General features: G+C 38.1%; 26 protein-coding genes. 17 read left to right on the top strand and 9 right to left on the bottom strand.

The features are described from left to right. Positions 1-22: 22 nt before the first annotated feature. Positions 23-1540 (bottom strand): DUF3360 family protein, encoded by a 1518-nt coding sequence (locus tag GQR56_RS11150; RefSeq protein WP_166111348.1) that lies wholly within the window; start codon positions 1538-1540, stop codon positions 23-25. A gap of 439 nt (positions 1541-1979) precedes the next feature. Between GQR56_RS11150 and GQR56_RS11145 the strand changes: the two genes are divergently transcribed. Further along, positions 1980-2966, top strand: coding sequence for a hypothetical protein (locus tag GQR56_RS11145; protein WP_024610321.1), 987 nt, complete (start codon positions 1980-1982; stop codon positions 2964-2966). Between the two features lie 43 nt (positions 2967-3009). Then, positions 3010-3603 (top strand): hypothetical protein, encoded by a 594-nt coding sequence (locus GQR56_RS11140; protein ID WP_024610320.1) that lies wholly within the window; start codon positions 3010-3012, stop codon positions 3601-3603. 2 nt (positions 3604-3605) lie between these two features. Here the strand turns inward: GQR56_RS11140 and GQR56_RS11135 are convergent, their stop codons facing one another. Continuing rightward, positions 3606-3998: a hypothetical protein gene (locus tag GQR56_RS11135; RefSeq protein WP_024610319.1), complete on the bottom strand. Its 393-nt coding sequence runs from the start codon at positions 3996-3998 to the stop codon at positions 3606-3608. Between the two features lie 99 nt (positions 3999-4097). Between GQR56_RS11135 and GQR56_RS11130 the strand changes: the two genes are divergently transcribed. Further along, positions 4098-4538, top strand: coding sequence for a TerB family tellurite resistance protein (locus tag GQR56_RS11130; protein ID WP_024610318.1), 441 nt, complete (start codon positions 4098-4100; stop codon positions 4536-4538). A 25-nt stretch (positions 4539-4563) separates the two neighbouring features. Here the strand turns inward: GQR56_RS11130 and GQR56_RS11125 are convergent, their stop codons facing one another. Next, entirely contained in the window at positions 4564-5130 is a 567-nt protein-coding gene (locus tag GQR56_RS11125; RefSeq protein WP_024610317.1) for an NAD(P)H-dependent oxidoreductase, read from the bottom strand. Positions 5131-5249: 119 nt separating this feature from the next. On the opposite strand from GQR56_RS11125, the gene GQR56_RS11120 reads away from it, so the two are divergent. Then, a complete protein-coding gene (locus tag GQR56_RS11120) occupies positions 5250-6149 on the top strand; it encodes a LysR family transcriptional regulator (protein ID WP_024610316.1) in 900 nt (299 codons plus the stop codon). A gap of 32 nt (positions 6150-6181) precedes the next feature. On the opposite strand, the gene norR is transcribed toward GQR56_RS11120, so the two are convergent. Further along, positions 6182-7738, bottom strand: coding sequence for a nitric oxide reductase transcriptional regulator NorR (norR, locus tag GQR56_RS11115; RefSeq protein WP_024610315.1), 1557 nt, complete (start codon positions 7736-7738; stop codon positions 6182-6184). A gap of 160 nt (positions 7739-7898) precedes the next feature. Between norR and GQR56_RS11110 the strand changes: the two genes are divergently transcribed. Genes GQR56_RS11110 through hmpA form a run of 3 tightly spaced genes read left to right on the top strand, consistent with a single transcriptional unit; the run spans position 7899 to position 10534 of the window. Beyond that, positions 7899-8099, top strand: a complete 201-nt coding sequence (locus GQR56_RS11110; RefSeq protein ID WP_024610314.1) for a hypothetical protein — start codon at positions 7899-7901, stop codon at positions 8097-8099. After that, positions 8099-9331 carry an NnrS family protein gene (locus GQR56_RS11105; RefSeq protein ID WP_024610313.1) on the top strand — a complete coding sequence of 411 codons (1233 nt, stop codon included), beginning with the start codon at positions 8099-8101 and terminating at the stop codon, positions 9329-9331. The genes GQR56_RS11110 and GQR56_RS11105 overlap by 1 nt, the downstream gene beginning before the upstream one ends. 21 nt (positions 9332-9352) lie before the next feature. Continuing rightward, on the top strand, positions 9353-10534 hold the full coding sequence (gene hmpA, locus GQR56_RS11100) for an NO-inducible flavohemoprotein (RefSeq protein WP_166111345.1): 1182 nt from the start codon (positions 9353-9355) through the stop codon (positions 10532-10534). Positions 10535-10615: 81 nt separating this feature from the next. Here hmpA and GQR56_RS11095 read toward each other — a convergent pair whose 3' ends face one another. From GQR56_RS11095 to GQR56_RS11085, 3 genes are all read right to left on the bottom strand, one after another. Beyond that, on the bottom strand, positions 10616-11002 hold the full coding sequence (locus GQR56_RS11095; protein ID WP_024610311.1) for a hypothetical protein: 387 nt from the start codon (positions 11000-11002) through the stop codon (positions 10616-10618). Continuing rightward, a complete protein-coding gene (locus GQR56_RS11090) occupies positions 11002-12627 on the bottom strand; it encodes a S41 family peptidase (protein ID WP_166111342.1) in 1626 nt (541 codons plus the stop codon). Before GQR56_RS11090 ends, GQR56_RS11095 begins: the two co-directional genes overlap by 1 nt. Before the next feature lie 98 nt (positions 12628-12725). Then, positions 12726-13379 (bottom strand): endonuclease, encoded by a 654-nt coding sequence (locus GQR56_RS11085; protein WP_029880388.1) that lies wholly within the window; start codon positions 13377-13379, stop codon positions 12726-12728. A 228-nt stretch (positions 13380-13607) separates the two neighbouring features. Here GQR56_RS11085 and GQR56_RS11080 point away from each other — a divergent pair, with 228 nt between their 5' ends. Then, positions 13608-14576, top strand: a complete 969-nt coding sequence (locus GQR56_RS11080) for a DnaJ C-terminal domain-containing protein (protein WP_166111339.1) — start codon at positions 13608-13610, stop codon at positions 14574-14576. Further along, the gene (locus GQR56_RS11075; RefSeq protein WP_024610307.1) at positions 14576-14896 is read left to right on the top strand and encodes a chaperone modulator CbpM; all 321 of its coding nucleotides are present in this window, start codon (positions 14576-14578) and stop codon (positions 14894-14896) included. Before GQR56_RS11080 ends, GQR56_RS11075 begins: the two co-directional genes overlap by 1 nt. Positions 14897-14994: 98 nt before the next feature. Here the strand turns inward: GQR56_RS11075 and GQR56_RS11070 are convergent, their stop codons facing one another. Continuing rightward, complete coding sequence (locus tag GQR56_RS11070; protein ID WP_166111336.1) at positions 14995-15717, bottom strand: hypothetical protein; 723 nt, start codon at positions 15715-15717, stop codon at positions 14995-14997. A gap of 437 nt (positions 15718-16154) precedes the next feature. Between GQR56_RS11070 and GQR56_RS11065 the strand changes: the two genes are divergently transcribed. Further along, entirely contained in the window at positions 16155-16535 is a 381-nt protein-coding gene (locus GQR56_RS11065) for a hypothetical protein (protein WP_024610305.1), read from the top strand. Between the two features lie 11 nt (positions 16536-16546). Here GQR56_RS11065 and GQR56_RS11060 read toward each other — a convergent pair whose 3' ends face one another. Beyond that, complete coding sequence (locus GQR56_RS11060) at positions 16547-16987, bottom strand: PaaI family thioesterase (protein ID WP_166111335.1); 441 nt, start codon at positions 16985-16987, stop codon at positions 16547-16549. Positions 16988-17105: 118 nt separating this feature from the next. Here GQR56_RS11060 and GQR56_RS11055 point away from each other — a divergent pair, with 118 nt between their 5' ends. The 7 genes from GQR56_RS11055 (at position 17106) to GQR56_RS11025 (ending at position 23292) form a co-directional block, all read left to right on the top strand. Next, a complete protein-coding gene (locus GQR56_RS11055) occupies positions 17106-17885 on the top strand; it encodes a putative porin (RefSeq protein ID WP_166111333.1) in 780 nt (259 codons plus the stop codon). 76 nt (positions 17886-17961) lie between these two features. After that, a complete protein-coding gene (gene lexA / locus GQR56_RS11050; protein WP_166111330.1) occupies positions 17962-18579 on the top strand; it encodes a transcriptional repressor LexA in 618 nt (205 codons plus the stop codon). 339 nt (positions 18580-18918) lie between these two features. Beyond that, positions 18919-19536: an SCO family protein gene (locus GQR56_RS11045; protein WP_166111327.1), complete on the top strand. Its 618-nt coding sequence runs from the start codon at positions 18919-18921 to the stop codon at positions 19534-19536. Positions 19537-20061: 525 nt separating this feature from the next. Then, positions 20062-20334: an STAS domain-containing protein gene (locus GQR56_RS11040; RefSeq protein WP_166111324.1), complete on the top strand. Its 273-nt coding sequence runs from the start codon at positions 20062-20064 to the stop codon at positions 20332-20334. Between the two features lie 8 nt (positions 20335-20342). Then, a complete protein-coding gene (locus GQR56_RS11035; RefSeq protein WP_024610299.1) occupies positions 20343-20705 on the top strand; it encodes a response regulator in 363 nt (120 codons plus the stop codon). 14 nt (positions 20706-20719) lie between these two features. After that, positions 20720-22810: a chemotaxis protein CheA gene (locus GQR56_RS11030; protein ID WP_166111321.1), complete on the top strand. Its 2091-nt coding sequence runs from the start codon at positions 20720-20722 to the stop codon at positions 22808-22810. After that, positions 22807-23292, top strand: coding sequence for a chemotaxis protein CheW (locus tag GQR56_RS11025; protein ID WP_166111318.1), 486 nt, complete (start codon positions 22807-22809; stop codon positions 23290-23292). Before GQR56_RS11030 ends, GQR56_RS11025 begins: the two co-directional genes overlap by 4 nt. The last annotated feature ends 46 nt before the right edge of the window (positions 23293-23338 follow it).

Raw genomic sequence — 23338 nt, 5'->3', positions numbered from 1 at the left:
TATTAGATGTGGTAGCTAAAGGTTAATGCCTAAAGTCAGCCATTAACGCCGGTATACCAGGTAACATACCTACAATTGCCATTACAGTGGTAAGTAACACAAACATAATAAGTGGAATCACCCAGCGGCTCATTTTAGTTAGCTCAGCACTGCGCTCTTTACAGCCAATCAGCCCTAAGTTATCAAGTAACATAGTAAGTGACCAACCAAAAGCAGGATTAACTAAGGTCGAAGCAAATACCACAATAGCGGCTGATTGCGTCGTTTTACCTTCGCGCGTCATTTCCATGCCAGCTTCAAGTAGCGGGATAAACACCCCAACAATAAGCGCTACACACAATACAGGCTGCCAAATCGCTAAATCCATAGGGTAACCCCATAAACCAGCAATAATACAAAATAATGCTGTTAAAATAGCGCCAGCAGGGATAGGGCGCTTAGCAATAGCGGCAGGCACAATATAAGTCCCCCAAGAGGAGGCAAAGTTAGCACCACCGGCAAGTGAGCCAAATGTTTGTCTAACCGATGCACTTAGCATGGTATCGTCGATATCCATTTGTACTTTTTCGGTGCGTTGCGGATAGCTTATTTTTTGAAATACTTGATGACCTAAAAAATCCGGTGACCACATGGCAACGGCGAGCACTGCAAATGGGAGTACCACAACAAAGCTTTCAAGTGTTGGTAAACCTAGCATCCAACCCGTGTTATCACCCCACCAGTATGCAGGGTTCATATTTGGTAAACCTGGTGCTGTATGAAATTCAAACGGCGCACCTAAGGCAAAGGCAACTACACCACCAATAAGGCAGCTTAACGGTACGGCCAACCAACGCTTTTTAAAGTGCTCTAATAGCGCATACAATAAAATGGTGGCTAAAATAACAATAAATGCAATGTGTGCCATATCAATGGCTTCTGCCCAAGCAAACAGCTTTTTAACTTGCGAAATAGTACCAATAAACCCTAAATAAATGAGCAACCCGCCACACACACCTTTACTGGTTAGGCGCGCGAGCATACTTCCTCCTTTGGTTATGGCCAGAATAAAACCAAAGGCACCAATGAGTAAACCAAACGCCATAGGGTGACCGCCAGCAGCAACAACAATAGGGATTAGTGGAATAAGTGGACCATGAGTACCGGCTAAGTTGGCTGTTGGTAAAATAAAGCCCGAAAACAAGATGATAAAAATAGAAACAATGAGTAATTCGTAGCGCACGTTTTCTAAAACAAATGCATCGCTTAAACCAAGAGGCGCTGCAAATGTTGCCGCAATAGCACCCACCATAACGACTTTACCAATTGTGCCCGCCATTGCTGGAATGGTGTCTTCAAATTCAAATCTGTAGTCTCTAAACGGTAAATTAGGACGCCAGCGCTTAGGCTGCATAATTTGCAGTTCGTGTTCAAGGTACTCGTCGCGGCTATTAAACTCGGAGCTGGGTTTGTGAAGGCTTTCGTAGCTACCGGATGCAGTTTGAGCATCCGTTACTTGCTCGGCTTCAGATGGAGTGCCATCTTGCGGCGTAGTTTTCATATTTTCCCCTGCAACATTGTTGCTACTCAAAATTAAAATACAGCTTTTTCTTAAAGCAATGAATATTGAGCAAGTAGAGTAGATCAGCTTTTAGTAAATGTAGAATAGGCAAAAGGTCTTGTATACCTTGGTTTAATAAATGATTTATAGGTAGGTGAAAAGTAATAAAATGATTTGGTTGGTTATTTTACTATTTTAATCAGTGCCTTATGGTTTTTTCGTGAGTTTGGATATTATTTAATAATGATTATATAGACTATAACTAGCATGTTTATTAATAGTCATCCTTTAGTCTAATAAGGTACTTATGGACATTTTTAGTCACTTAACTCGATTTTTTATAAGTTTTATATTTAAGTAACTGAGTCGTGGTGTTTTTATTGTGATGAAATTACATAAATGTTATTTTTTGAGCAATTGAAATAATAAAGAGCAGATAATGGACTCTATCTCCCCAAAAGCGATTGGTATTTTTTTAGGTGTTCTCTATGGAATATCAATGCGGATTTTTATTGAATTTAGTGAAGCGTTAAATTTTGGCGGCTTAGTTACAATTTCATTTATGTTTTTAGTGCCGGTTGCCATTGGCTATATTCGAATCCATTTTGAATACAATGAGACGCCTAATTTAACTTATCGCCAGATAATTGTGAAAGCATGGCAGCCTATTTTTATATTTTTATTAGTAAGTATTGTTACTCTGTTAGAGGGTAGTATTTGCGTAGCAATGGCATTACCTGCGTTTATGTTTTTCTCAAGTGTAGGTGGCGTACTTGCTGGGTTTATTCGTAAAAGAACAACGCGTAAATCAAATGCGACACTATTATCGGTTGCTTTACTGCCTTTGGCTTTATCGCCAATTGAGCTTAATTTTTTACATTTATCAAAAACGTACGAAGTAACAAATTCAATTACAATTAACGCCCCCGTTGATGTTGTATGGCAACAACTTGCTAATGTGAGTTATATAGATCCGCAAGAAATTCCTTTTTCGTTAACCCAGTTTATAGGTGTACCTAAACCATTAGAGGCAAGTATGAATGCAAGCGGTGTTGGCGCTGTTCGTACAAGTAAATGGCAACAAGGGGTTGTATTTAAAGAGGTAATTACTGATTGGCAACCAAACAAAAAAATGCTTTATAAGTTTGAAATAAATCCAGATTTAATTCCTGATGGTGCATTAGACAAACACGTTAAACTTGGTGGTGAATACTTTTCTCCACTTTATGGTGGTTATCAATTAAGTGAAGACGACAGCGGTAATACCCTTTTAACATTAAAAACCACAGTACAAGATAATACTAATTTTGGGGTTTATTCACGACTATGGGGTGAGGTGATATTTCAAGATTTTCATCATTCACTTTTAACTTTAATGAAAAACAGAGCAGAAAAACAGCTTATCGCAGTTATTTCCCATAGCTAATTTAAGCCGCTATGGTATTAAAAATTATTATAACGAGTGACTTATGAAATTATTAACAGCAACAACTTTATTACTTGCCTCATCAGCAGTATTTGCACGACCAGCACCTTTGGTGTCTATTCCTACTCACGATGCATTTTTTAATAGTATTGCACAACACTGTGGTAAAGCCTTTGAGGGTAAAGTAGCAGTAGATAACGCAAAAGGAGTAAGCTCATTTGCAGATAAAAAGCTGGTTATGCATGTACGTAAATGTACCGACACTGAGTTACAAGTTCCGTTTCATGTTGGTGATGATGCATCACGTACGTGGATTATTACTAAAACGGGCAGCGGCTTGAGCTTAAAGCACGATCATCGTCATAAAGATGGCACTAACGACATATCAACTATGTATGGTGGTCATACTCTTGATGCTGGGTTTGCTCAAATGCAGTCGTTTCCTGCCGATCAGTACTCTAAAGAGTTATTTGTAGAGCAAGGGATTGCACAGTCTGTTGGAAACACGTGGCAAATGTATATTTATCCCGATGTGTTTACTTATCGGTTAATTCGCCAAGGGCGTGAGTTTAAAGTGGATTTTGATTTAACCAAACCAATTACTCCACCATCAGCACCTTGGGGTTATAAAGACTAGTGCTACTTAGTCTTTTTTGCATCAGCTTTAGCTTCGGCTTTTGTTTCACATTGCAGTAAAACATTTAGATCTGGTTGATAGGCGCGTGGTTTGGTTGGAAAACGTTCATACTCTTGCACGCCTTCAAGCACTTTAAGCATAAAAGCTTGTCCACGGCATAAACGATCAGCGTGGCGCAATAAAAATACACTTTGATTAGTGAAGTGCTTGTAATCATCAGACTGAATTTCTAGTTTGTAATTATTGTCACCTAATTTAGTTTGATAGTAATGTACTTTATTATCAAAATCATAGAGCTTTTCTGTTTCGGCTTTTTCAGCAAATGCAGTATTTGAGCTTAAAAGGGTCACCAATGCAGTGCTAATAATTAAGCTTGGTGTATTTAATCCTTTCATAAAAATTTATCCTTTAATTTGTAAAATTTATACCCATTAATAGTTGATATAAGTTCAATTTCATTAAGTTTAGTCTAACACCCAACCAGGAATTATGTGATGTTCAAACAAATAAAACAGCTTTTTGCTGTATTCGATGATCAGCAACCAACGATAGAACCGCATGATTTTAAGACTGCGGTTGCTGCATTATTAATAGAAGTAATGCGTGCTGATAAAAAACTTGAACATAATGAAGAGAAAACCCTGACTGTAACCTTAAAAAAGTACTTTAATTTAACAAATATTGAAGTTGAAGAGCTAACAGGTAATGCAGAGAGTAGCTTAGATGGTGCGATTGACTATTTTCAGTTTTCGAAACAAATTAACGAACATTGCAGCGCTGAGCAACGTATCGAAATTATAGAGCTATTATGGCGCTTAGCGTATGCCGATGGTGAAATAGACCCGCAAGAAGAATATGTTATACGTAAAGTTGCAGGGCTTTTGTATGTAACACATACAGACTTTATCGCCGCAAAAATAGCAGCGACAAAGTAATTATTTATTTAGGTGAGCGCGCAGATTATTTTAGTTTGCTTGCAACACTGACTAACTGATGAGCAAGCGCAGATACTCGCTCTGCAGTAACCGGTTCGTTAATTTGCCCATTTTCGTCAAACAATGTGTGCACAGCGGGTACAGCAAGTTGATCCGCAAGCACTAACGACCCAATACCACTTAATATATCGCGTACGTGATTTAAGCCACGTAACCCGCCAAGTCCACCTGGTGATGCTGCAAACAACGCCACCACTTTGTTACGAAAAGCAGGGACTGCGCCTTGCTCTGTTCGTGACGCCCAATCAATAGCATTTTTAAGTGCAGCGGTAATTGAGCCGTTATACTCTGGGCTTGCCAGTAAAATACCGTCGGCTGCACGTAGTTTGTCTTTTAAAAGCTGTACGTCGCTTGGTGTGCCTTGTGCTTCTATGTCTTCGTTAAATAATGGAATGTTTAATTCGTTTAGTTTTATTATTTCTACTTCAGCACCTGTTTGCAGAGCAAAACGTGCTGCTTCATTAATGATTTTTTGATTAAAGCTTTCTTGGCGAAGGCTGCCTGCTAGGGCGATAATTTTTGGTGCTGACATGTTAATAACCTTTTAATGTTTAAATCTATAACGCTAATGTAGCAAAATTTTGCTTGTAGAAAACCCCAATAAACGCAACACTTATGTGCGTATATGCACATAAGTTAAAGGTAAGCAGCATGGCGATTAAATTTGAAGATTGGCAAGACGTTAAAGTTGCGTTTGAAGTAGCACGGTTAGGTACGTTAACAGCAGCGGCAGAGGAGCTTAATGTGCACCACAGCACAGTGCTTAGACGAATTAATAATCTTGAAAAAAACTTAAACGCACGGCTTTTTCATCGCCATGCTCGTGGCTATAAAGTAACTGAAATTGGCACTAAGTTATTTGCAACGGCGCAAACTATACATAGCTCCTTGGAGCAGTTACATAACGATATAGCTGCAGCCGATAGTACACTTAGAGGGAGTTTATTATTAACAACGGTCAGTGGTTTTATGGACATGCTTGGTGATGTATGTGAGCAATTTCAGGCATTGCATCCGCAGGTACAGCTTGAGGTTATTTTAGAGCAAAAAAGGTTAAGGCTCGATCATGGTCAGGCGCATATTGCAGTACGTGCAGGGCCAAGACCTGATGAGGGGGATTATATTGCCCAGCATTTAGCGCAGCTTTCGTCGGGCTTGTATGCTAATAAGCGTTACATTAATAAGTACGGAATGCCTAAATCGTTAAGTGATTTACAGCAACATAACTTTGTATCGGGCGTGGCGGGTTTTAATGCGCGCGTGCCTTATTTTGCATGGGTTGATGAGCATATTCCTGCATCGCAAGTAAAGCTGCGTGTGTCTGAAACCGCAGAAGCGACTCGCGCAATTATTAAAGGTTTAGGTATAGGCGGATTACAACATGATGTGGCGGCGCAATATACTGATTTAGTACCGATATTACACAATGAGCTACACTGGCCTACCGATATATGGCTTGTAACGCATCATTTAGTGCATCGTACTGCTAAAGTGCAAGCTTTTGCAGGGTTGTTAAAAACACATTTTAGTAAGTTAGCTGCTAATCAATAACTTTAGCAGCATTTTAGCCGTGTTTTAAATGATTATAGTGTTTTTTTTACTTCTATCCCAAGGCGTTTAGCCAAGCGTACCAAGTTAGCTCTATCTAATTCGAGCACTCTTGCTGCTGCTGACCAATTGTAATTATGCTGCTTTAATTGCTCGGTAATTACATTGTATTGCAAAGATTCTACAGCTTGCTTTAAAGGTTGGTTGATTAGGGTATTGGTTGTGCTTTGAGTTTCAACAATTGAATTTGGCTGTGCACTAGGTGTTAAATCACAGTGCTCGCTTGTAATTGTTATTATTGGATTTTGCCATTGGCTTTGTTTCGCTTTTAGCGCACTTCGGCTAATGACATGTTCAAGCTCGCGCACGTTACCGGGCCAATTGTATTGATTAAGCAGTACTTGCGCTTCGGTACTTAGTTTTAATTGTTTTATCCCTAATTTACGTGCTGTTTGCTCAATAAAATAACCTGCCAAGAGTATTATGTCGTGCTCGCGTTTACTAAGTGGTGGCACAGTAATTGGGTAAACACTTAGGCGATGGTATAAATCGGCTCTGAAGCGACCTTGAGCTACTTCTTCTTTTAAATCTCTGTTGGTTGCGGCAACTACGCGTACATCTACGTATTTTGGCGTGTCTTCACCTACTGTTTGTATTTCACCACTTTGCAGCACGCGTAATAGCTTACTTTGCATGGCAAGTGGTAGTTCGCCAATTTCATCTAAAAATAATGTACCGCCATCAGCTAGCTGAAATTTACCTTGGCGCGCATTTTGTGCGCCTGTAAAAGCCCCTTTCGCATGACCAAAAAACTCACTTTCGGCAAGGTTTTCGGGAAGCGATGCACAGTTTAAGTGAATAAGCGGTTGATCTTTTCGGGTTGAATTTAAGTGAATGTTGCGTGCTACCAGCTCTTTCCCTACTCCTGTTTCACCTAAAATAAGCACGCTAAAGTTAGATGCTGCAACGAGTTCAATTTCATTTTTAAGTGTTTGCATTAGCGGGCTTTGACCGATAATTTCGCCGCCATCTCTTGTTAATGCCTCACGATTTAGCTCTTGCACTAGAGCGCTGGAGTGCTGTGCATGCTGCTTGTAGTGGGTAAGCTCTAAAGCTGTTTTAAAGTGCGCACTGCATAGCGTTTGTAAGGTGTTTAGTGTATCAGTACTTATGCTGTTAAATGCATTGGCGTTAAGGCTATCAAATGTAAGTACGCCAAGTAGCGCGTTTTTATCATAAAGAGGTAAACCTAAACACGCATGCACCGGAATATCGCCAGTTTTAGCTAATAGTAGACCATCGTATGGATCGGGAAGCGGGCAGTCGTGTGCAAATTGCAACGCGAGCGTACTTTTGCAAATAGCCTCTAGGCGAGGATGCTCTACAATTTTAAATCGTCTGCCTAAACTGTCGGGCATTAACCCTTTAATTGCCAGTGGCTTTAATTGCTCACCTTGAAGTACTAATAACGCACTTGCATCACTTGGAATAACCCGTTCAACCGTTGCTAGTAATTGCTCAAAGCTGTGCTCATGCAGTGTGCTTTGTGCAAGCTCTAATGCAACTTGTGTAAGATTGAATTGTTGGTTCATGTCAAAATGACCTATACGTGTTTTTATGAGTTAATTTATAGTAGGTCATAAAGACTCATGCTGTAAAGACGTTAAATATAAGCTTTTGAATTTTAATAGTTAAATATATTGGCACAGTATGTGTAATAGCTAAGTAACGTGGTTAGTTACAGAGGTCGCTATGAATACACTGATGCTGAATAATTTAAACTATAAAACACAGTTTAGAGTGTTAAACCAAGCGCTATTGTTTGCTGAATACTTTTTTATTTCGGCGAAAATATTTGCTCATATTGGCATTATTGTTATCAGCGCTATTTTAAAAGTTAGTTACGTACTGCGCTATGTTGCACTGCATGAGTTAGGGCAGGAGATTCGATAATGCGCCCTATAAACTTAACTGAGCCAATGCCAAAACGCGTTGCTATTCATCAAGTATCTCAATGGCCGTTATGGATGCTCGCTTTTAGACCTTTCTTTTTGGGCGGTGGCTTATTGGCATTTTTGTCGGTGGGGTATTGGCTACTTATTTTAACTGGTCATGCAAGTTGGTACTTAGCAATGCCCGCTACATTATGGCACGCGCACGAAATGCTATTTGGTTTTGCTGGGGTTGTCGCTGTTGGCTTTTTACTTACCGCCGCACAAACATGGACAGGCGTTGCGAGTATAAGTGGCAAAGCACTTATGTGGCTTACTGTTGTATGGATTGCAGCACGCTTAGCATTTTTTGTAGTACTGCCAGATATTGCTCATTTTAATTTATATGCTGCACTTACATTACAAGTTGCTTGGTGGTTAGGCGCCATAGCAGTGCTGGCTAATATGTTATTAAAAGCCAATAGCAAAAATAACTATCCGTTTTTAGCTATTTTAGCTGTGTTATGTGCGCTCAATACGTTGTATTTAATACTTGTTTTAAAACAAAACATGCAGCTTGCACTTGCTGTTGTTGATACCGCAGTATTGGTCATTACCTTACTTGTTGGCATTGTAGCGGGTCGCGTTTTACCTTTTTTTACTGCCAAAGGGTTGAGTTTAACCGAACAAGTGCGCACTCCTAAAATAGATAAAGCTATTTTGTATTCATCTATTTTTGCCATTACGTTATTTTTTATCAGCAAATTATTTTTAAGTTCTATTAGCCCAGCTTTAGTTTTAGCCGGTGTAGCTGCACTGCACTTAGTACGCGCTTGCTATTGGTGGAACGTTAACGTGTTAAAAGTGCCCTTATTGTGGTCTTTGCATTTTTCGTATTTAGCGTTAGGTGTTGGCCTAATGCTGGTGGCAATAAGCTTTTATAGCAGCGCAGTAGTATTTAAAGATGCGCTGCACTTAATCACTATTGGCACAATAGGTATGATGATTTTAGCAATGATGACTCGTGTATCGCATGGTCATACAGGGCGTACGCTCACTATTCCTCATTATATGGCTGTTGCTTTTGCACTTGTGTTAGTAGCCGCAATTACTCGTTCATTACTCCCTTTTATTATTGGACCACACTTAGCTTGGCAAATAAGTGCTTTGCTTTGGTTGGTGGCTTTTTCATTATTTTTAATTCACTGCACACCTATATTAACGCGGCGTCGTGTTGATGGGCGCCGTGGTTAGTTTACCCATAGGAAAACACATATGTTATCTGATAAAACCATTGAGATCGTAAAAAGTACTGTTCCATTATTAGCCGAGGCGGGAACGGTTGTTACCGATCATTTTTATAAGCGTTTATTTAGCCATAATCCTGAGCTTAAAAATATTTTTAATATGGCGAATCAAGATACAGGTCGTCAGCAATTTGCACTTTTTAATGCGTTGGCTGCGTATGCACAAAATATTGATAATTTAGCTGTATTAAAAGAAGCACTAACGCGTATTAACCATAAACATACGAGCTTAAATATTTTACCTGAGCATTACCCTATTGTAGGTGCACACTTAATTGGTACGCTTAAAGAGCTTCTTCCTGAGCAATTTACTCCCGATGTTGAATACGCTTGGCGCGAAGCCTACGGTGTACTTGCTGATATTTGTATAACCGAAGAAGCCGCTTTGTATGAGCATAGTAAAAATAAACACGGTGGCTGGGCGGACACTCGTGCGTTTGAAATAACCAACAAACAGGCTGAATCAGAACTAGTAACAAGCTTTACACTTACGCCAGTTAATGGCGAAGCTGTTATTACGCATAAACCAGGGCAGTATTTAGGTATTAAAGTTAAGCCAGAGGGCGCTGAATATGAAGAAATTCGCCAGTATTCTATTTCGCAAAAAAGTAACGCTAAAAACTACCGTATTAGTGTTAAAAAAGAGCTACAGCCAAAGCCTGGCATGGTGTCTAATCATTTACACTCATTAGAGCAAGGCGCTATTGTTGAGTTGTACCCACCAGCGGGAGATTTCTTTTTACGCAATAACACAAACCCAGCAGTATTTATTTCAGCGGGTGTAGGGCAAACGCCAATGCTAGCAATGCTCGAAACGTTATTAAGCGATAACTCTAATCAAAATATTATGTATTTACATGCCTGCGAAAATACTCAGCAGCATTCGTTTTCAAAACATTTAAATGATTTAGCAACGAAAAATAGCCATTTGCAAATAATGACTTGGTTTAATCAGGTGACAGAGGGCGCTGACTTTACTGGGTTAATGAACTTAAGCGTAATAGAAACACAGCTACCATTAAGTAATGGTGACTTTTACTTATGTGGCCCTGCTGGTTTTATGGCATTTATAAAAAACCAATTACTTGAACTAGGTGTTAAAAGCGAAAATATTCATTATGAAATATTTGGTCCGCATCAAGACTTGTAATAGCGTTTTAAAATAAAAAAGGGCGCGCAGTATTATTACTGCGCGCCTTTATTTTATAAATTCACGGTACTTTAAAGCACTTTATAACTCTATACAGGTAACGCCTTTAAGAACCGTTGTAAGTTCTTTTTTAGGATAATAAAGCTCGCATTGGTTATTACGCGTTTGCAAAATAAACTTTTCAGACTTCATATTATGCGCGCCCATAATTACTCTGCCATCAGGCCCTTTACTCATTGCATGATCTATTAGCAGTTCGCTACGCTTGGTAAATACCGAATCGGCAAGCGTTACTAATGCGCCTCCCTTAGCTTGTTGTATTGCCTGCTGTAGTGTTGCAATAATACTGGAGTTTACACTCGTTAATATTGCTGGTTTAGCCGGTTCACTATTTATACTGGTATCTTTTACACCTTGGCATCCGCCTAAAAAAAATAAGGTGGCTAATGGGAGTAGTAATTTAGCCATTATTTTTCCTCACTCAGCGTTGGCCAAGTTAAGTCCATATTACGTTGAGTAAATTGCGTGGATACATTTAAAGGAGCTAGCGACTCTTGTGTATTTGAAAAGCTTACAGGTTCTGCTTTTGCTGCAGTCGCTGTTCTGATTGGGCAACTGCCATTTTCAACATGAAATAATGCGGTGGCTAAAACAGCCTCGTTGCTGTCGCCTAATTGATGATCAAAGTCGTCCTCAATTTTACAACCTTGCACATCGGCATTAAATTGTGGCGTAGGGGTTGGTGAAAAACCAGCCGCGTATTCGCCAAACCCTTGATTATTTACACCACTAAACTGGATAGTGTAATAGGTTGTTGCGCAGTTATGAGTTGGGGTAAAGCCATACGGCTTACCGCATGTTGTGTCGCCAATTAAAATAACTTCTGCGTCTATACCTTTTAAACCATTAATAAAAGCTTCTGATGCCGAACAGGTGTCCGATGTACTTAATACATAAACCTTAGATAGGTTTAAATCGGGTAAGGTTTCACCCGTGCTAAAAAAAGTAGAGTAATCTATTTCTTCATCAATAAATGGAAAAGGCGAATCAACTAGTTGCTTATCGTTTTGTTGAGTTTGGTAATAAAAACGGTTTTGCACATTAGCGCTACCCGCAACCATATAAGCCAATTGCGCCGATAGTGCCAATAAACCACCGCCGTTATATCTAAAGTCGATCACAAGTTCGTCAACTCTATCGGCTTTAAATTTATTTACCGCATCAATAAGCCCTTCTTGGGCAATGCTTATATGGCTATTAAACTGCATATAACCTACGTTTGAACCATTTGCGGTTGTAATCGTTTTAACGTTTTGAACAGGTGTTTGCTCAATATTGCCAGCGGTTACATTAAATGTTTTTTCGGCGCCATCATTACTTTGTACAACAATAGTATGTGAGTCGCCGTTAGTTGGACTAAATAAACCTTCGTTAAGGGTATCTATACCCGATTCTGTATTGGTAGTTATACTTACACCGTCAACCGAAAGTACGGTATCACCACGTTGAAAACCTATTTGGCTTGCTGGTGAGCCGTCCTCAAGGTAAGCAACACGCAATATGCGGTCGGCTGAATCGCCAATAAACGCCCAATTTATACCGTAACCAGAAGTAACGCCCGATTGCGCTTCTTGAAAATAATCTTCAGTGGGTTCTGAAAAGTGAAAGTTATCTTTTTTTGCACCAGAGTCGGTAAGCTGCTCTGTTTTTAACTGGGCGAAGTAATCGGCTACTGTGGCAAAGCTCTCAGGGTCGTTATCGGCAATCTCGTCATACCAAAGGTAGGTTTCATCACTCCAAGAGCGAAGCCATAGTTTTTCGTAAAGGGCTGAGCCTACTTGATCTGGGTAGGGAGCGTTGTTATTAAATGGATCGTTACCTGTACGAGGCGTTTCACAAAAGTTTTTTAAATCATTCGATTGTTCGAATACACCGGCAGTCCATGTTGGTGTACTGCTAATTGGTGGTGCAGTTGGCGTTGTAGGTATAGGAGTTGGGGTCGTATCCATACTGCTCCCGCCGCCACAACCAACTAAAGTAAAACCCGAAAGTGCAGCAATAATAGCAAGCGAAGTTTTATTATTTTTAAACATACTAAGTACTTCATGTAAATAAGTTGTTTAAAATTTTACAACACTCGCTTATTTATTCAACACTTTTGGCCCTACTTGTGTAAATGAGAGTAAAAGCATTACAATTTTTTTGTATCGTCTTGTAATGCAATTGCTTGTTTTTTCCATGCATTAAATAGCTTTTGTTGTTTATCTGATATTTTTAAACCGTATGTTTTTTGCATATAAGCATAGGTGTCGGCTATACGTTTGCGAGCATTAACAGGTGGCTCTACTACGCGTTGCTTAAAGTTTACTTTTACCTCGCAGCGACCATACTGTGTTGCGTTTTCGCTTAGCATACCAAAACGATAATTAGAGCGATCTGCATTAATTTCTCCAATAGCAGGAGCTAAGTTGTTTATATCAGCTTCCATGGCTCTAAACTTGGCACTTACTTTACGACAATTTTTTCGCCCGCCATCTTGCCAACACTGTAATTGATGACCAAATTCCCATGCCGGAACTATATGTTCCCACTCAATACGCAACGCTCGCACATTTACTTTACCTGAGCGGGTAAGAGTATTACGCGGTACATAACCACAGTTAGTAGGATCAGGAACAAGTTTTTTACCTTCTTTTTTAATATCGCAGCCGCAATAAATGCTTTTAGCGTTGTCAGGTAGGGTTTTAATTAGATGTCTTTTTGCAGTTGAAAAACGGGTAAATTGTTCGGCCGATACCGAAACGCACACACAACAAGCCAATAAGGCTAGAATAAATCGAGTCATATCCATCACAAATGTGAACTACAGGAACAAGTATTTTAAAGCCTTGAAGATAAAAGATAAAGTTAACTTAAAGGTGATGCTGAGTTATTAAAAAAGTTTGATTGTTTTGTATTCAAAGTCATTTATATTATTCATTTATTTCTTACTAATTACTGTATTTAAATTGCACAAAACTATAGTTTAAGGAGTATGCTTAAAGCTTATTTAGTATGGGGATTTGGATAGCAAATGAAATTTGTTGATTATTACGCAGTGCTTGGAATATCGTCTGATGCGGACGATAAAGCGGTTAAAGTGGCTTATAAAAAGCTAGCCAGAAAATATCACCCAGATGTAAGCAAAGAACCTCAAGCAGAAGATAAGTTTAAAGAAGTAGCAGAAGCTTACGAAGTCATCCATAACAAAGAAGAACGCACAAAATACGATGAGTTACGTCGTCATCAACAAAGCCGTGCTCGTCAGCAACAAGGTAGTTATGGTGGTAACAATGGCTCTTCGCAAAGTAATTACCAGCAAAGTGATCCTCAAACCGATCAAGAATTTTCTGATTTTATTAATTCAATGTTTGGCGGGGGCGGTGGATTTGATCGTTCCGGGCAGAGCAGAAGTAACGCTACTCGTGCGCAAAAAGGACAAGATGTGGAAATAGAGTTCCCAGTATTTCTTGAAGAAACTTTAGTTGATACCGTTAAGCCTATTGAGTTTATGTTACCGCAGCGAGATAGCAGTGGTCGTGTGTCTGAAATTAAAAAATCGCTTAAAGTGAAAATTCCTGCTGGTTCAGTAAATGGCGAACGAATTAGGCTAAAAGGGCAAGGCGGATTAGGGTCGGCGAATGGGCAAAACGGTGATTTATATTTACAAATTAGCTTAGTGCCTCACCCATTATTTGATGTTGAAGGTTGTAACCTAAATATAGTCGTTCCTCTTGCACCATGGGAAGCTGCTTTAGGTACAAAAATAAATTTACCTACGTTGACAGGCAAAATCCAATTAACTATCCCTTCTAATAGTCAGTCTGGTCAGCGTTTACGAATTAAAGGTAAGGGATTAATTAGTAAAAAAGCTAAAGGTGATTTATTTGCTGTCCTTAAAATTGTCAATCCAGCATCTATTGACGATACAAGTAAAAAGCTCTGGGAAGAGTTAGCCGAAAAAGCCCATTTTGATCCACGCAGCAACTGGAGTAAATCATAATGCAAATTATCGTGACACAAAAAGACGATTTACTTACTAGCCAAGAACTATGTTTGAGCAGTGATATTAACGAAGCAATTTTATATGAGCTAGTTGAGCACAGTATTGCGGTTCCAATTGAAGGGGAACGTGCTACAGAATGGCAATTTACGGTTTCTACAGTCACCTTAGTTAAAAAGGCAGCGCGGATTAAGCATGATCTATCGCTAGATTGGTCGGCAATTCCTTTAATTTTACAATTACTGGATGAGCGTGATGAGTTAATTAGCGAAAACGAAATGCTAAAACAGCACTTGAGCCGATTTAAACACTTCGAATAAAAAGCTTTAATATTATAGGGTGAGCAAAGGTATGTATTACTATTATTTAGTTAATACATACTCTTTGATTTGGCTTTTCATTTTCGAAATGAATATGATTATTTTGATTTGCTCTTACTTTTAACTCTAATGAACCGCTTACGTCTAATATTTTGTACAAGTAGTAATATTCCACTTAGGCAAAAAAGTACGCTGGTTGCTGCAAAACTAATAAGTAACGGATTATTAAAATCTTCTCGTTCATCGTAATCCATAATATGTAGCATCCAAAAAAAGTCGAATATTCGCCATAGTGTGCTGCGAACAGTAACGACTTTGCCGTTATTAGCAGATAAGTAGAGAGTTGTATTAAATGTATCGTCAAACTGTACTTGCCAAATGTTTGATTTGTAACCGACCTCTCTCGTACCTTGTTTTAAAAGTAATGTGCTAACTGGTTGGGCGTGTATGAGTAAGTGTGCTTTAGCATTTGCGGTAATTTGTATTTTAGTTGGTGGCTCAAAAGGGCGACCAGTTATCCCATTAAAGCTTTGTTGCTCATCTTTATTTTTAACTGTAATTATAGGCGTAGTTAAAAAGCTCTCAAAGATTATTTGAGTGGGATTAGCTACCTGAGATGCAATGTAGTCAAGGGATGCAATATAATCAGCTTGAGTAAATGAGTTATTAAGAGTTCGTGTTGCTAAGTGTTTCCCATGAACTTTTTCAAGAGGAATGGCGCTCATTATTAAGCCGCCTAATAGCCATGCTAAAATTTGCAATGCGAGCAAATAACCAAGCCACTTATGTAGCTTTCGGGCTGGCTTAAATATATTTTTCATGCGCTTTTATCTTATTGTTTTTGATGGTGAGTTAAATGTGCTCTTATTTTTTAGCTTACTGTAACTATTCAAAAATAAAAGCGATTAATGATTACGAAGCACTTTTATAAATTGTTGTTTGCTCATTCCTTGTTTGCGAAGTACATATACTAATTGTCATTTTTAATATGTGGTCTATGACTGCCATAAAGCTCCTCCCCAATAATGGTTAGTATAGTTTATAAAGTGATATGAACGTATTTCGTACTTTGAATATGTTTATACCAACAATGCTTAAAATCTCAAAAGTATTGTTAAAGGAGCAAATAAAGTGCCAAAAAACACTCAAAAGTGGCTACTCACTATATAAAACGACTAATACTGCATAGTTGATTTGGTATAAACAGGAAACTGCGTTAAAGTTTGCAGTGTAATCATTAAAGGATAAATACGAAACGATGTCGGAAATTCAATTTTTAAATGTAGATCTAGAGCTTGAGTCAAAGCAAGATATTAGCCTGCTTGTAGCAGATTTAAAAAAAGTCGCTACGATTTTACATTATGACAAAGACGAATACCGTCAATTAGCGCGTATAGAAGTGAGCGGTGCTGTAAAAACACCTGATAAAGCAATAAACCACTTATGTGAGCTTATCGAGTCATGTTCACGTAATGCGTTAAAACAATGGTTAAGTTGCTCGCGCAGAACGTTTGATATTGGCTTTGAATCAGGCACTTCTCCTAAATGCTTTAACCAAGCTTTAGACGCAGATACATTATTACGTATATCTGCGATAGGTGCAGGTATGGAAATTACAATTTACCCAATCGAAAAATAATAGTAATTTAATTATCTTCGCTCTACGACTGCTGCGGTCATTTTTGATACGCAGCAAAGCTCATTGCGACTATTTGTAATTTTTATCTCCCAAACTGAACTGCGCTTCCCAATATGAAATGCTTTTGCTGTGGCAGTTAAAGTGCCGTTGCGAGATGCTTTTAAATGACTAGCGCTAATTTCTTGCCCAACACAATAAAATTTAGATAGGTCGACTACAAAGTTAGCTGCATAACTTGCCACTGTTTCGGCAAGGACTACGTTAGCACCACCATGTACCATGCCCATTGGATTATGATGCTCAGGAATGGCTGGCATAGTTGCTACAAGGTAGTCCTCACCAATTTCGCTTATTTCAATCCCCATGGTTTTCATCAGCGTACCTTGACCATTTATGCCCTCGTCTAGTTGTTTGCAAAACTCTAAAGTAATAGGTTGATACCAAATACTCATAACCACTCCTTTCACATTAAAAACCTAGTTTATACATTTTTAAACACTTTCGAACAGACATGATTTTAAAAATACCTAAGATAGAGCCAATTACTTCTGTTTTTGATAGGCACTTAGGATGAGAACAATCATAGTACTAACGGTATTGGCAACAAGCTTTTTAACTACTGCACAAGCTGCAATTAATAACCAAATAGATGTTGGGTTTTCTGATTTGTCGGGCTCTGATAACCGCTTTGTAGGTGCAAGGTACCGATACTTTACAAGTAATTTAGATCAACTTTCAGGTCCGCATTCAATAAAAAGTCATTTAAACCAAGTAACTAATTTTGCTGTAGGTGGATTTGCAAGCGATGATGTGGAATATGTAAATGCAGACGCCACCTATTATGGACCACTAGGGTTAATTTTAATGGGGGGAGTAGAGCGTTTAACTGATAACCAAGGCTATTGGCGTTCTCGAGACTATTTAATAAAAGGGTCGCTCGGAAAGCAAATTAATGAGGAGTTACAATTAGGTTTTAGTGTTTTTTATAATAGAGAAGAGGATCGCTCACACCTATTAAATACCTACACTAATACAGATACACAATGGCGTTACGCTCCTTATGTACGCTATACAGCAATTACTGATAATCAGGGGTGGGATTTAGAGTTAAAGCAAATTTCAGGGAAAAATCGCAATATCGAAGGGCGGGCTAATTACTTTGTAAATCAAGATTGGTCGGTTGGTTTAATAGCTAATGTTCAAAACAGTGATTACGCCAGAGATAATTACGAGTTACAAACGCAATATTGGTTTGCTCCTCATGTAGCTGTTAAATTTGGATTAGGGTCTTCCTTCGATTCTGATAGTGGTTTAAACAGTGCAAGCTTGTTATTAACAGGGCGATTTTAAAGCGTAATTTAAATTTGCGATTTTTATTTAACTGTATATACTCACAGTTAAATGTACTGTATGGAAAACCAGTTGTATGCGACCATTAACGAAGCGCCAAGCTCAAATACTCGAATTAGTTAAAGTTTTTATTAAAGACACTGGTATGCCTCCTACACGTGCCGAAATTGCACAAACATTAGGTTTTAAAAGTGCCAATGCCGCAGAAGAACACCTAAAAGCACTCGCTAAAAAGGGTGTTATTAAAATGAAGCCAGGCGCAAGCCGTGGTATTCAGCTTGTTGAGGAAGAAGAGCCTGAACAATTAGGCTTACCTCTAATTGGTCGAGTAGCGGCTGGTGAACCTATTTTAGCGCAAGAGCATGTTGAGAGTCATTGCAAAATTGACCCATTAATGTTTAAACCTGCTGCCGATTTTTTACTACGCGTTAACGGCATGAGTATGAAAGATATAGGTATAATGGACGGCGATCTCTTAGCTGTACATAAAACCCAAGTTGCTGAAAACGGACAAGTTGTAGTTGCTCGTGTTGATGACGATGTAACTGTAAAACGCTTTGAAAAAGCGGGTAAAAAAGTATTACTTCATCCTGAAAACGATGATTTTTCGGCAATTGAAGTTGATCTAGAAAATGAATCTTTTAATATTGAAGGTTTAGCTGTTGGGGTTATTCGTAACGCTGACTGGATGTAATTTAAAAACATTTTTTGGTTATTATATTTATTAATGCGTGCTTTTTAGCGCGCATTTTTTATATGGCTCATATATTAGTTACATAACTAATATAGTATTTCTCATAATTTACCTTCGTTTGCTTATTTACCGACCTTAAATCCTGCCTATTTAGTTTATGTATACAAATGCTTATAGCCTCATTTTTTGATCATGCTATTAAAAATTATGTTTATTTATAAAGCGGTTAAATTAAAAAATTGTAGTTAATTAATGCAATGTAATGGGTTTATTTCTTTTTTCAGTTATTCATTTAATGGTATTCTTTATAATCTTACTTATAAATAAATGGCTCTCTTTATGAAGCAGTTATGGCTTGGGTTAATCGTTGTTTTAGCTTTGTTTTTGTCAGCATGTTCAAATGAAAATATTCCATCAGATGTAGATGCATTAGTTTACAAAAATGCAAAGCCACTCTCTGACTTTAAGTTGAACGATCAGCGTGGCGAGTTAGTTACTAAGCAACGATTTTTAGGACAATGGAATTTAGTTTTTTTAGGGTACACAAGTTGCCCTGACATTTGCCCGCTAACGCTTGCTAAGCTAAATGCGGTGTATAAAAACTTACAAGCAGACTATCCATTGCAAATTTGGTTTTTATCGGTAGATCCAAAACGTGATACGCCAACTAAACGAAAGCAATATATAGATTATTTTAATTCTGAATTTTTAGCTGTATCGGGACCACATAAAGATCTTTTTCCACTCGTTAGGGAGCTAGGCTTAATTTATGCCATTAACGATAGCAGCGAATCGGAGTATGCAGTTGATCACAGTGCCTCGGTGGCTATGGTTGATAAAAATGGTTCGGTAAGAGCTATTTTTAAACCAGAATTTAGACAAGGTGGCGTGCCATTAATTAATGCGACTATTTTAACTGAAGAGTTTAAAAAAATAGCGGATTACTATAAAAACTAATTTATTATTTTTACCTATTTTAAAAGAGCTCTAAGACCTGTCTATCTTTCGAGATTGAATTTACAGCAGAGCGTTTGATTTTTAGGTAAGGCGGGGCCTATGTAGTCTATGTAGTCTATGTAGTGTGGTTGTTCCCCATAAATAGGCTAAACAACGCATAAAAACCAAATACACGCAGCCCTTTGCGTTCTCCTTGGAGCGATTAACTCTTTGTTGTCTACATGGATTTAGTTAAGGGGCATGAGCAGGACGCGGAAGCTTTGCTCGGTTTTACTTATGCTTACATTGATGTAAGCCAGTAGAGTAACGCAGGAGCAGTTACCAATTCCACTAGGTTACAAACCTCGCGCCGCGATTGAATCGCCCCTAGATAAAACAAATTCTAATCCTGAAAGGTCAACAGACCCTAAGCTCCTTTTTTGTTTTTAGCAGCAAAATAAATTTAATTAAGCATTTTATGGCAATTTCAATAACTAGGGCTAAGCTTTTGTTATGAATTGAATTGACAGGGAATGCACTTACTAAATGCTAAAACTTCCTAATGAACTTGCTATTACGCAAGTTGAAATACTACATCAAAATTTACTACTAGAACTCAATAGCAAAGATGATATCTGCCTTGATATTAGCGATGTAATTTTTGCCGATACTGCTTCAATTCAACTTTTATGCGCCTTGCAAAAACACTTACTTACTACTCACCATAAAATAATTTGGAGTGGTAAAAGTGATGTTTTAACACACGCAATTAATCAACTTGGCTTAAATCAATATTTAATACTTGAAAGTAAAGATTAGGAGTTTATATGAAACGAATTTTAGCAGTTGATGACTCTGCATCAATGCGTCAGATGGTGAGTTTTACTTTGAAGACCGCAGGGTTTGATGTAACTGAAGCAAAAGATGGAAGTGAAGCATTAGCTATTGCTAAACAACAAGGTTTTGATGCCGTAATTTCCGATGTAAATATGCCAATAATGGACGGTATAACATTAATACGAGAGCTCAGAAGTTTACCAAGTTATAAGTTCACTCCATTACTAATGCTTACAACAGAGTCTGGTTTAGACAAAAAAATAGAAGGCAAAGCTGCTGGTGCAACCGGTTGGATTGTAAAGCCATTTAACCCTGAACAATTATTAGCGGTTATTAAAAAGGTTATTCGGTAATTTAGGAGCGCAGCGTGAGTATAGATTTAAGTCAATTTTTTGAAGTTTTCTTTGAAGAGAGTTTTGAAGGCCTAGATACCATGGAGGCTGAGCTTTTAAACTTACTCCCTGGTGAGGAAGACTTAGAAACTATTAACACCATTTTTAGAGCTGCCCATTCTATTAAGGGAGGTAGTGGTACTTTTGGTTTCAATGCGGTTGCAGATTTTACTCATGTACTTGAAACGCTATTAGATCAAATACGACAAGGTGAACGAAAACTAACTACAGAGCACGTTAATTTATTACTTAAAGCGGTAGATTGTTTACGCGCTTTATTGGCTGGATTGCAAGCAGAGCAAGAGCCAGATTTAACACAAGCTACCTCATTGCGAATAGAATTTGAACGAGTGCTGGGTATGAAAAGTGAAACCCCAGAACTAGATATTAAAAAGGAATTGGAAAAGTCGGGAAGTAATACTTATCGAATTGATTTTAAGCCTCATCAGCATTTATTTAAAACAGGTAATGAGCCGCTGTATATGATTAATGAACTTGCTGAACTTGGCGAGTTAGAAACAACCGCATTTTATGATGAAGTGCCTGATATTAAAGATTTAAGTAGTGATGAATGTTTTTTGCATTGGCGCTTTTTATTAAATACTAAGCATGATGAAAAAGCGATAAAAGAAATATTTGAATGGGTTGAAGGTGATGCCGATATAGCGGTTGAGTTATGCAAAGAATTATTAGTTAACAAAGAAAAAAAATCGTTTAATCATGAGAGTAAACCTAAAAAGGTTGAGTTGGTAACACCAGAATTAATAAAAGATCCTGAATCACTTAGTCAACCAAAGCAATCTACAGCTAACCAAGATAAGAAGCCTGCTAACACCCCTGAATCTACCTCTATTCGTGTTGGTATTGATAAAGTTGATTCGTTAATAAATATGGTGGGTGAACTCGTTATTACCCAAGCAATGCTTAATCAGCTTAGTGAGCAAGAGATCACTCCTGCAACTATTATCTCTTTAAAAGAAGGGTTGGCGCAACTTGCGCATAATACACGAGATTTACAAGAAAACGTCATGCGTATTCGCATGCTCCCTATCAACTTTGTTTTTAGTAGGTTTCCTCGATTAGTACGCGATATAGCCCAAAAATTAAATAAACAGGTTGAGCTTAAGTTGCTTGGTGAACAAACAGAACTTGATAAAACGGTAATGGAAAAAATATCTGATCCTATGGTTCATTTAGTAAGAAATTCACTTGACCATGGTTTAGAAACAGTTGAACAAAGGCTACTTGTTGGAAAAGACCCCGTAGGTACTGTCACTCTAAATGCGTTTCATCAAGGCGGTAATATCGTTATCGAAATTATGGATGACGGGCAGGGATTAAATACTAAAAAAATTAAAGAAAAAGCGATAGAGAATGAGTTGATTTCAGAAGATGAAAATTTAACTGATGACGAAATAAACGAACTTATTTTTATGCCTGGTTTTTCTACTGTTGATGAGGTGAGTGATTTATCTGGTCGTGGTGTAGGGATGGATGTTGTTAAGCGAAATATTCAATCTTTAAATGGCTCTGTAGAAGTAACCTCAGCGCCTGGCGTTGGTTCAACATTTACGATTAGGTTACCGCTTACACTTGCCATTTTAGATGGCCAGTTAGTTAAAGTGGCTCAGCATACCTATATTATTCCGCTAATTTCGATTGTTGAATCACTGCAAATTGATATTACAAAAGTGAGTCGTGTGGGTCAAAACTTAGATGTACTAAGGCTTCGAGATGAATATATTCCTATTTTGCGTTTATACGATATTTTTAATCATCAAAATGCAATTGAATCACTAGATAAAACTCTGCTTGTAGTCGTTGAAGCTGATAATCAAAAGGTTGGATTATTGGTTGATGATTTACTTTCTCAGCAACAGGTGGTTATTAAAAGTTTAGAGGCTAACTATCACAAAGTTGATGGTGTATCGGGAGCCACTATTTTAGGTGATGGACGTGTATCGCTTATTGTTGATATTAGCGGCTTAGTAAAGCTCTCTGGCTTGAAAAAGCCAGGTACTCAGGAATTAATATTTGAGTCTAATGTTGTTTTGGAGGGGCTATGAGTTTTGAACAAAGCCAATTAAACAACCAGTTAAACCTTCAGCAACAACAGGGTGTAAAACAATTTTTAACTTTTATTATGGCTAATGAAGAATACGGCATTGATATTTTAACTGTACAAGAAATTCGTAGCTGGGAAGAAATTACAGTGCTGCCTAATGCCCCTGAATTTGTAAAAGGCGTTATTAATTTACGTGGAACAATAGTACCTATTATTGATTTACGCTTGCGCTTTGGTTTACCTGTACTTGATTACGGACCATTAACGGTGGTTATTGTAGTAAAAGTAGAGTTTGGACAAGGGAGTAAAATTATTGGAGTTGCAGTAGATGCTGTTTCTGACGTTTACAGCATTACAGAGCAAGACGCAAAAGCAGTTCCTAGCTTATCTGAATCAAGTAATTGCGAATATATATCTGGGTTGGTCAATGTTGGCGACAAAATGATTGTATTGATCGACTTACAAAAAACAATGGATATTTAGCGAATAGAACAACTAAATATAACAATGAAAAATAAATTTAAAGGTG

Source organism: Pseudoalteromonas sp. Z9A5, assembly GCF_011378875.1.
GTDB lineage: Bacteria > Pseudomonadota > Gammaproteobacteria > Enterobacterales > Alteromonadaceae > Pseudoalteromonas.
Note: the sequence above shows the minus strand (reverse complement) of the source record. Positions and strands in the feature narration are given on the sequence as shown.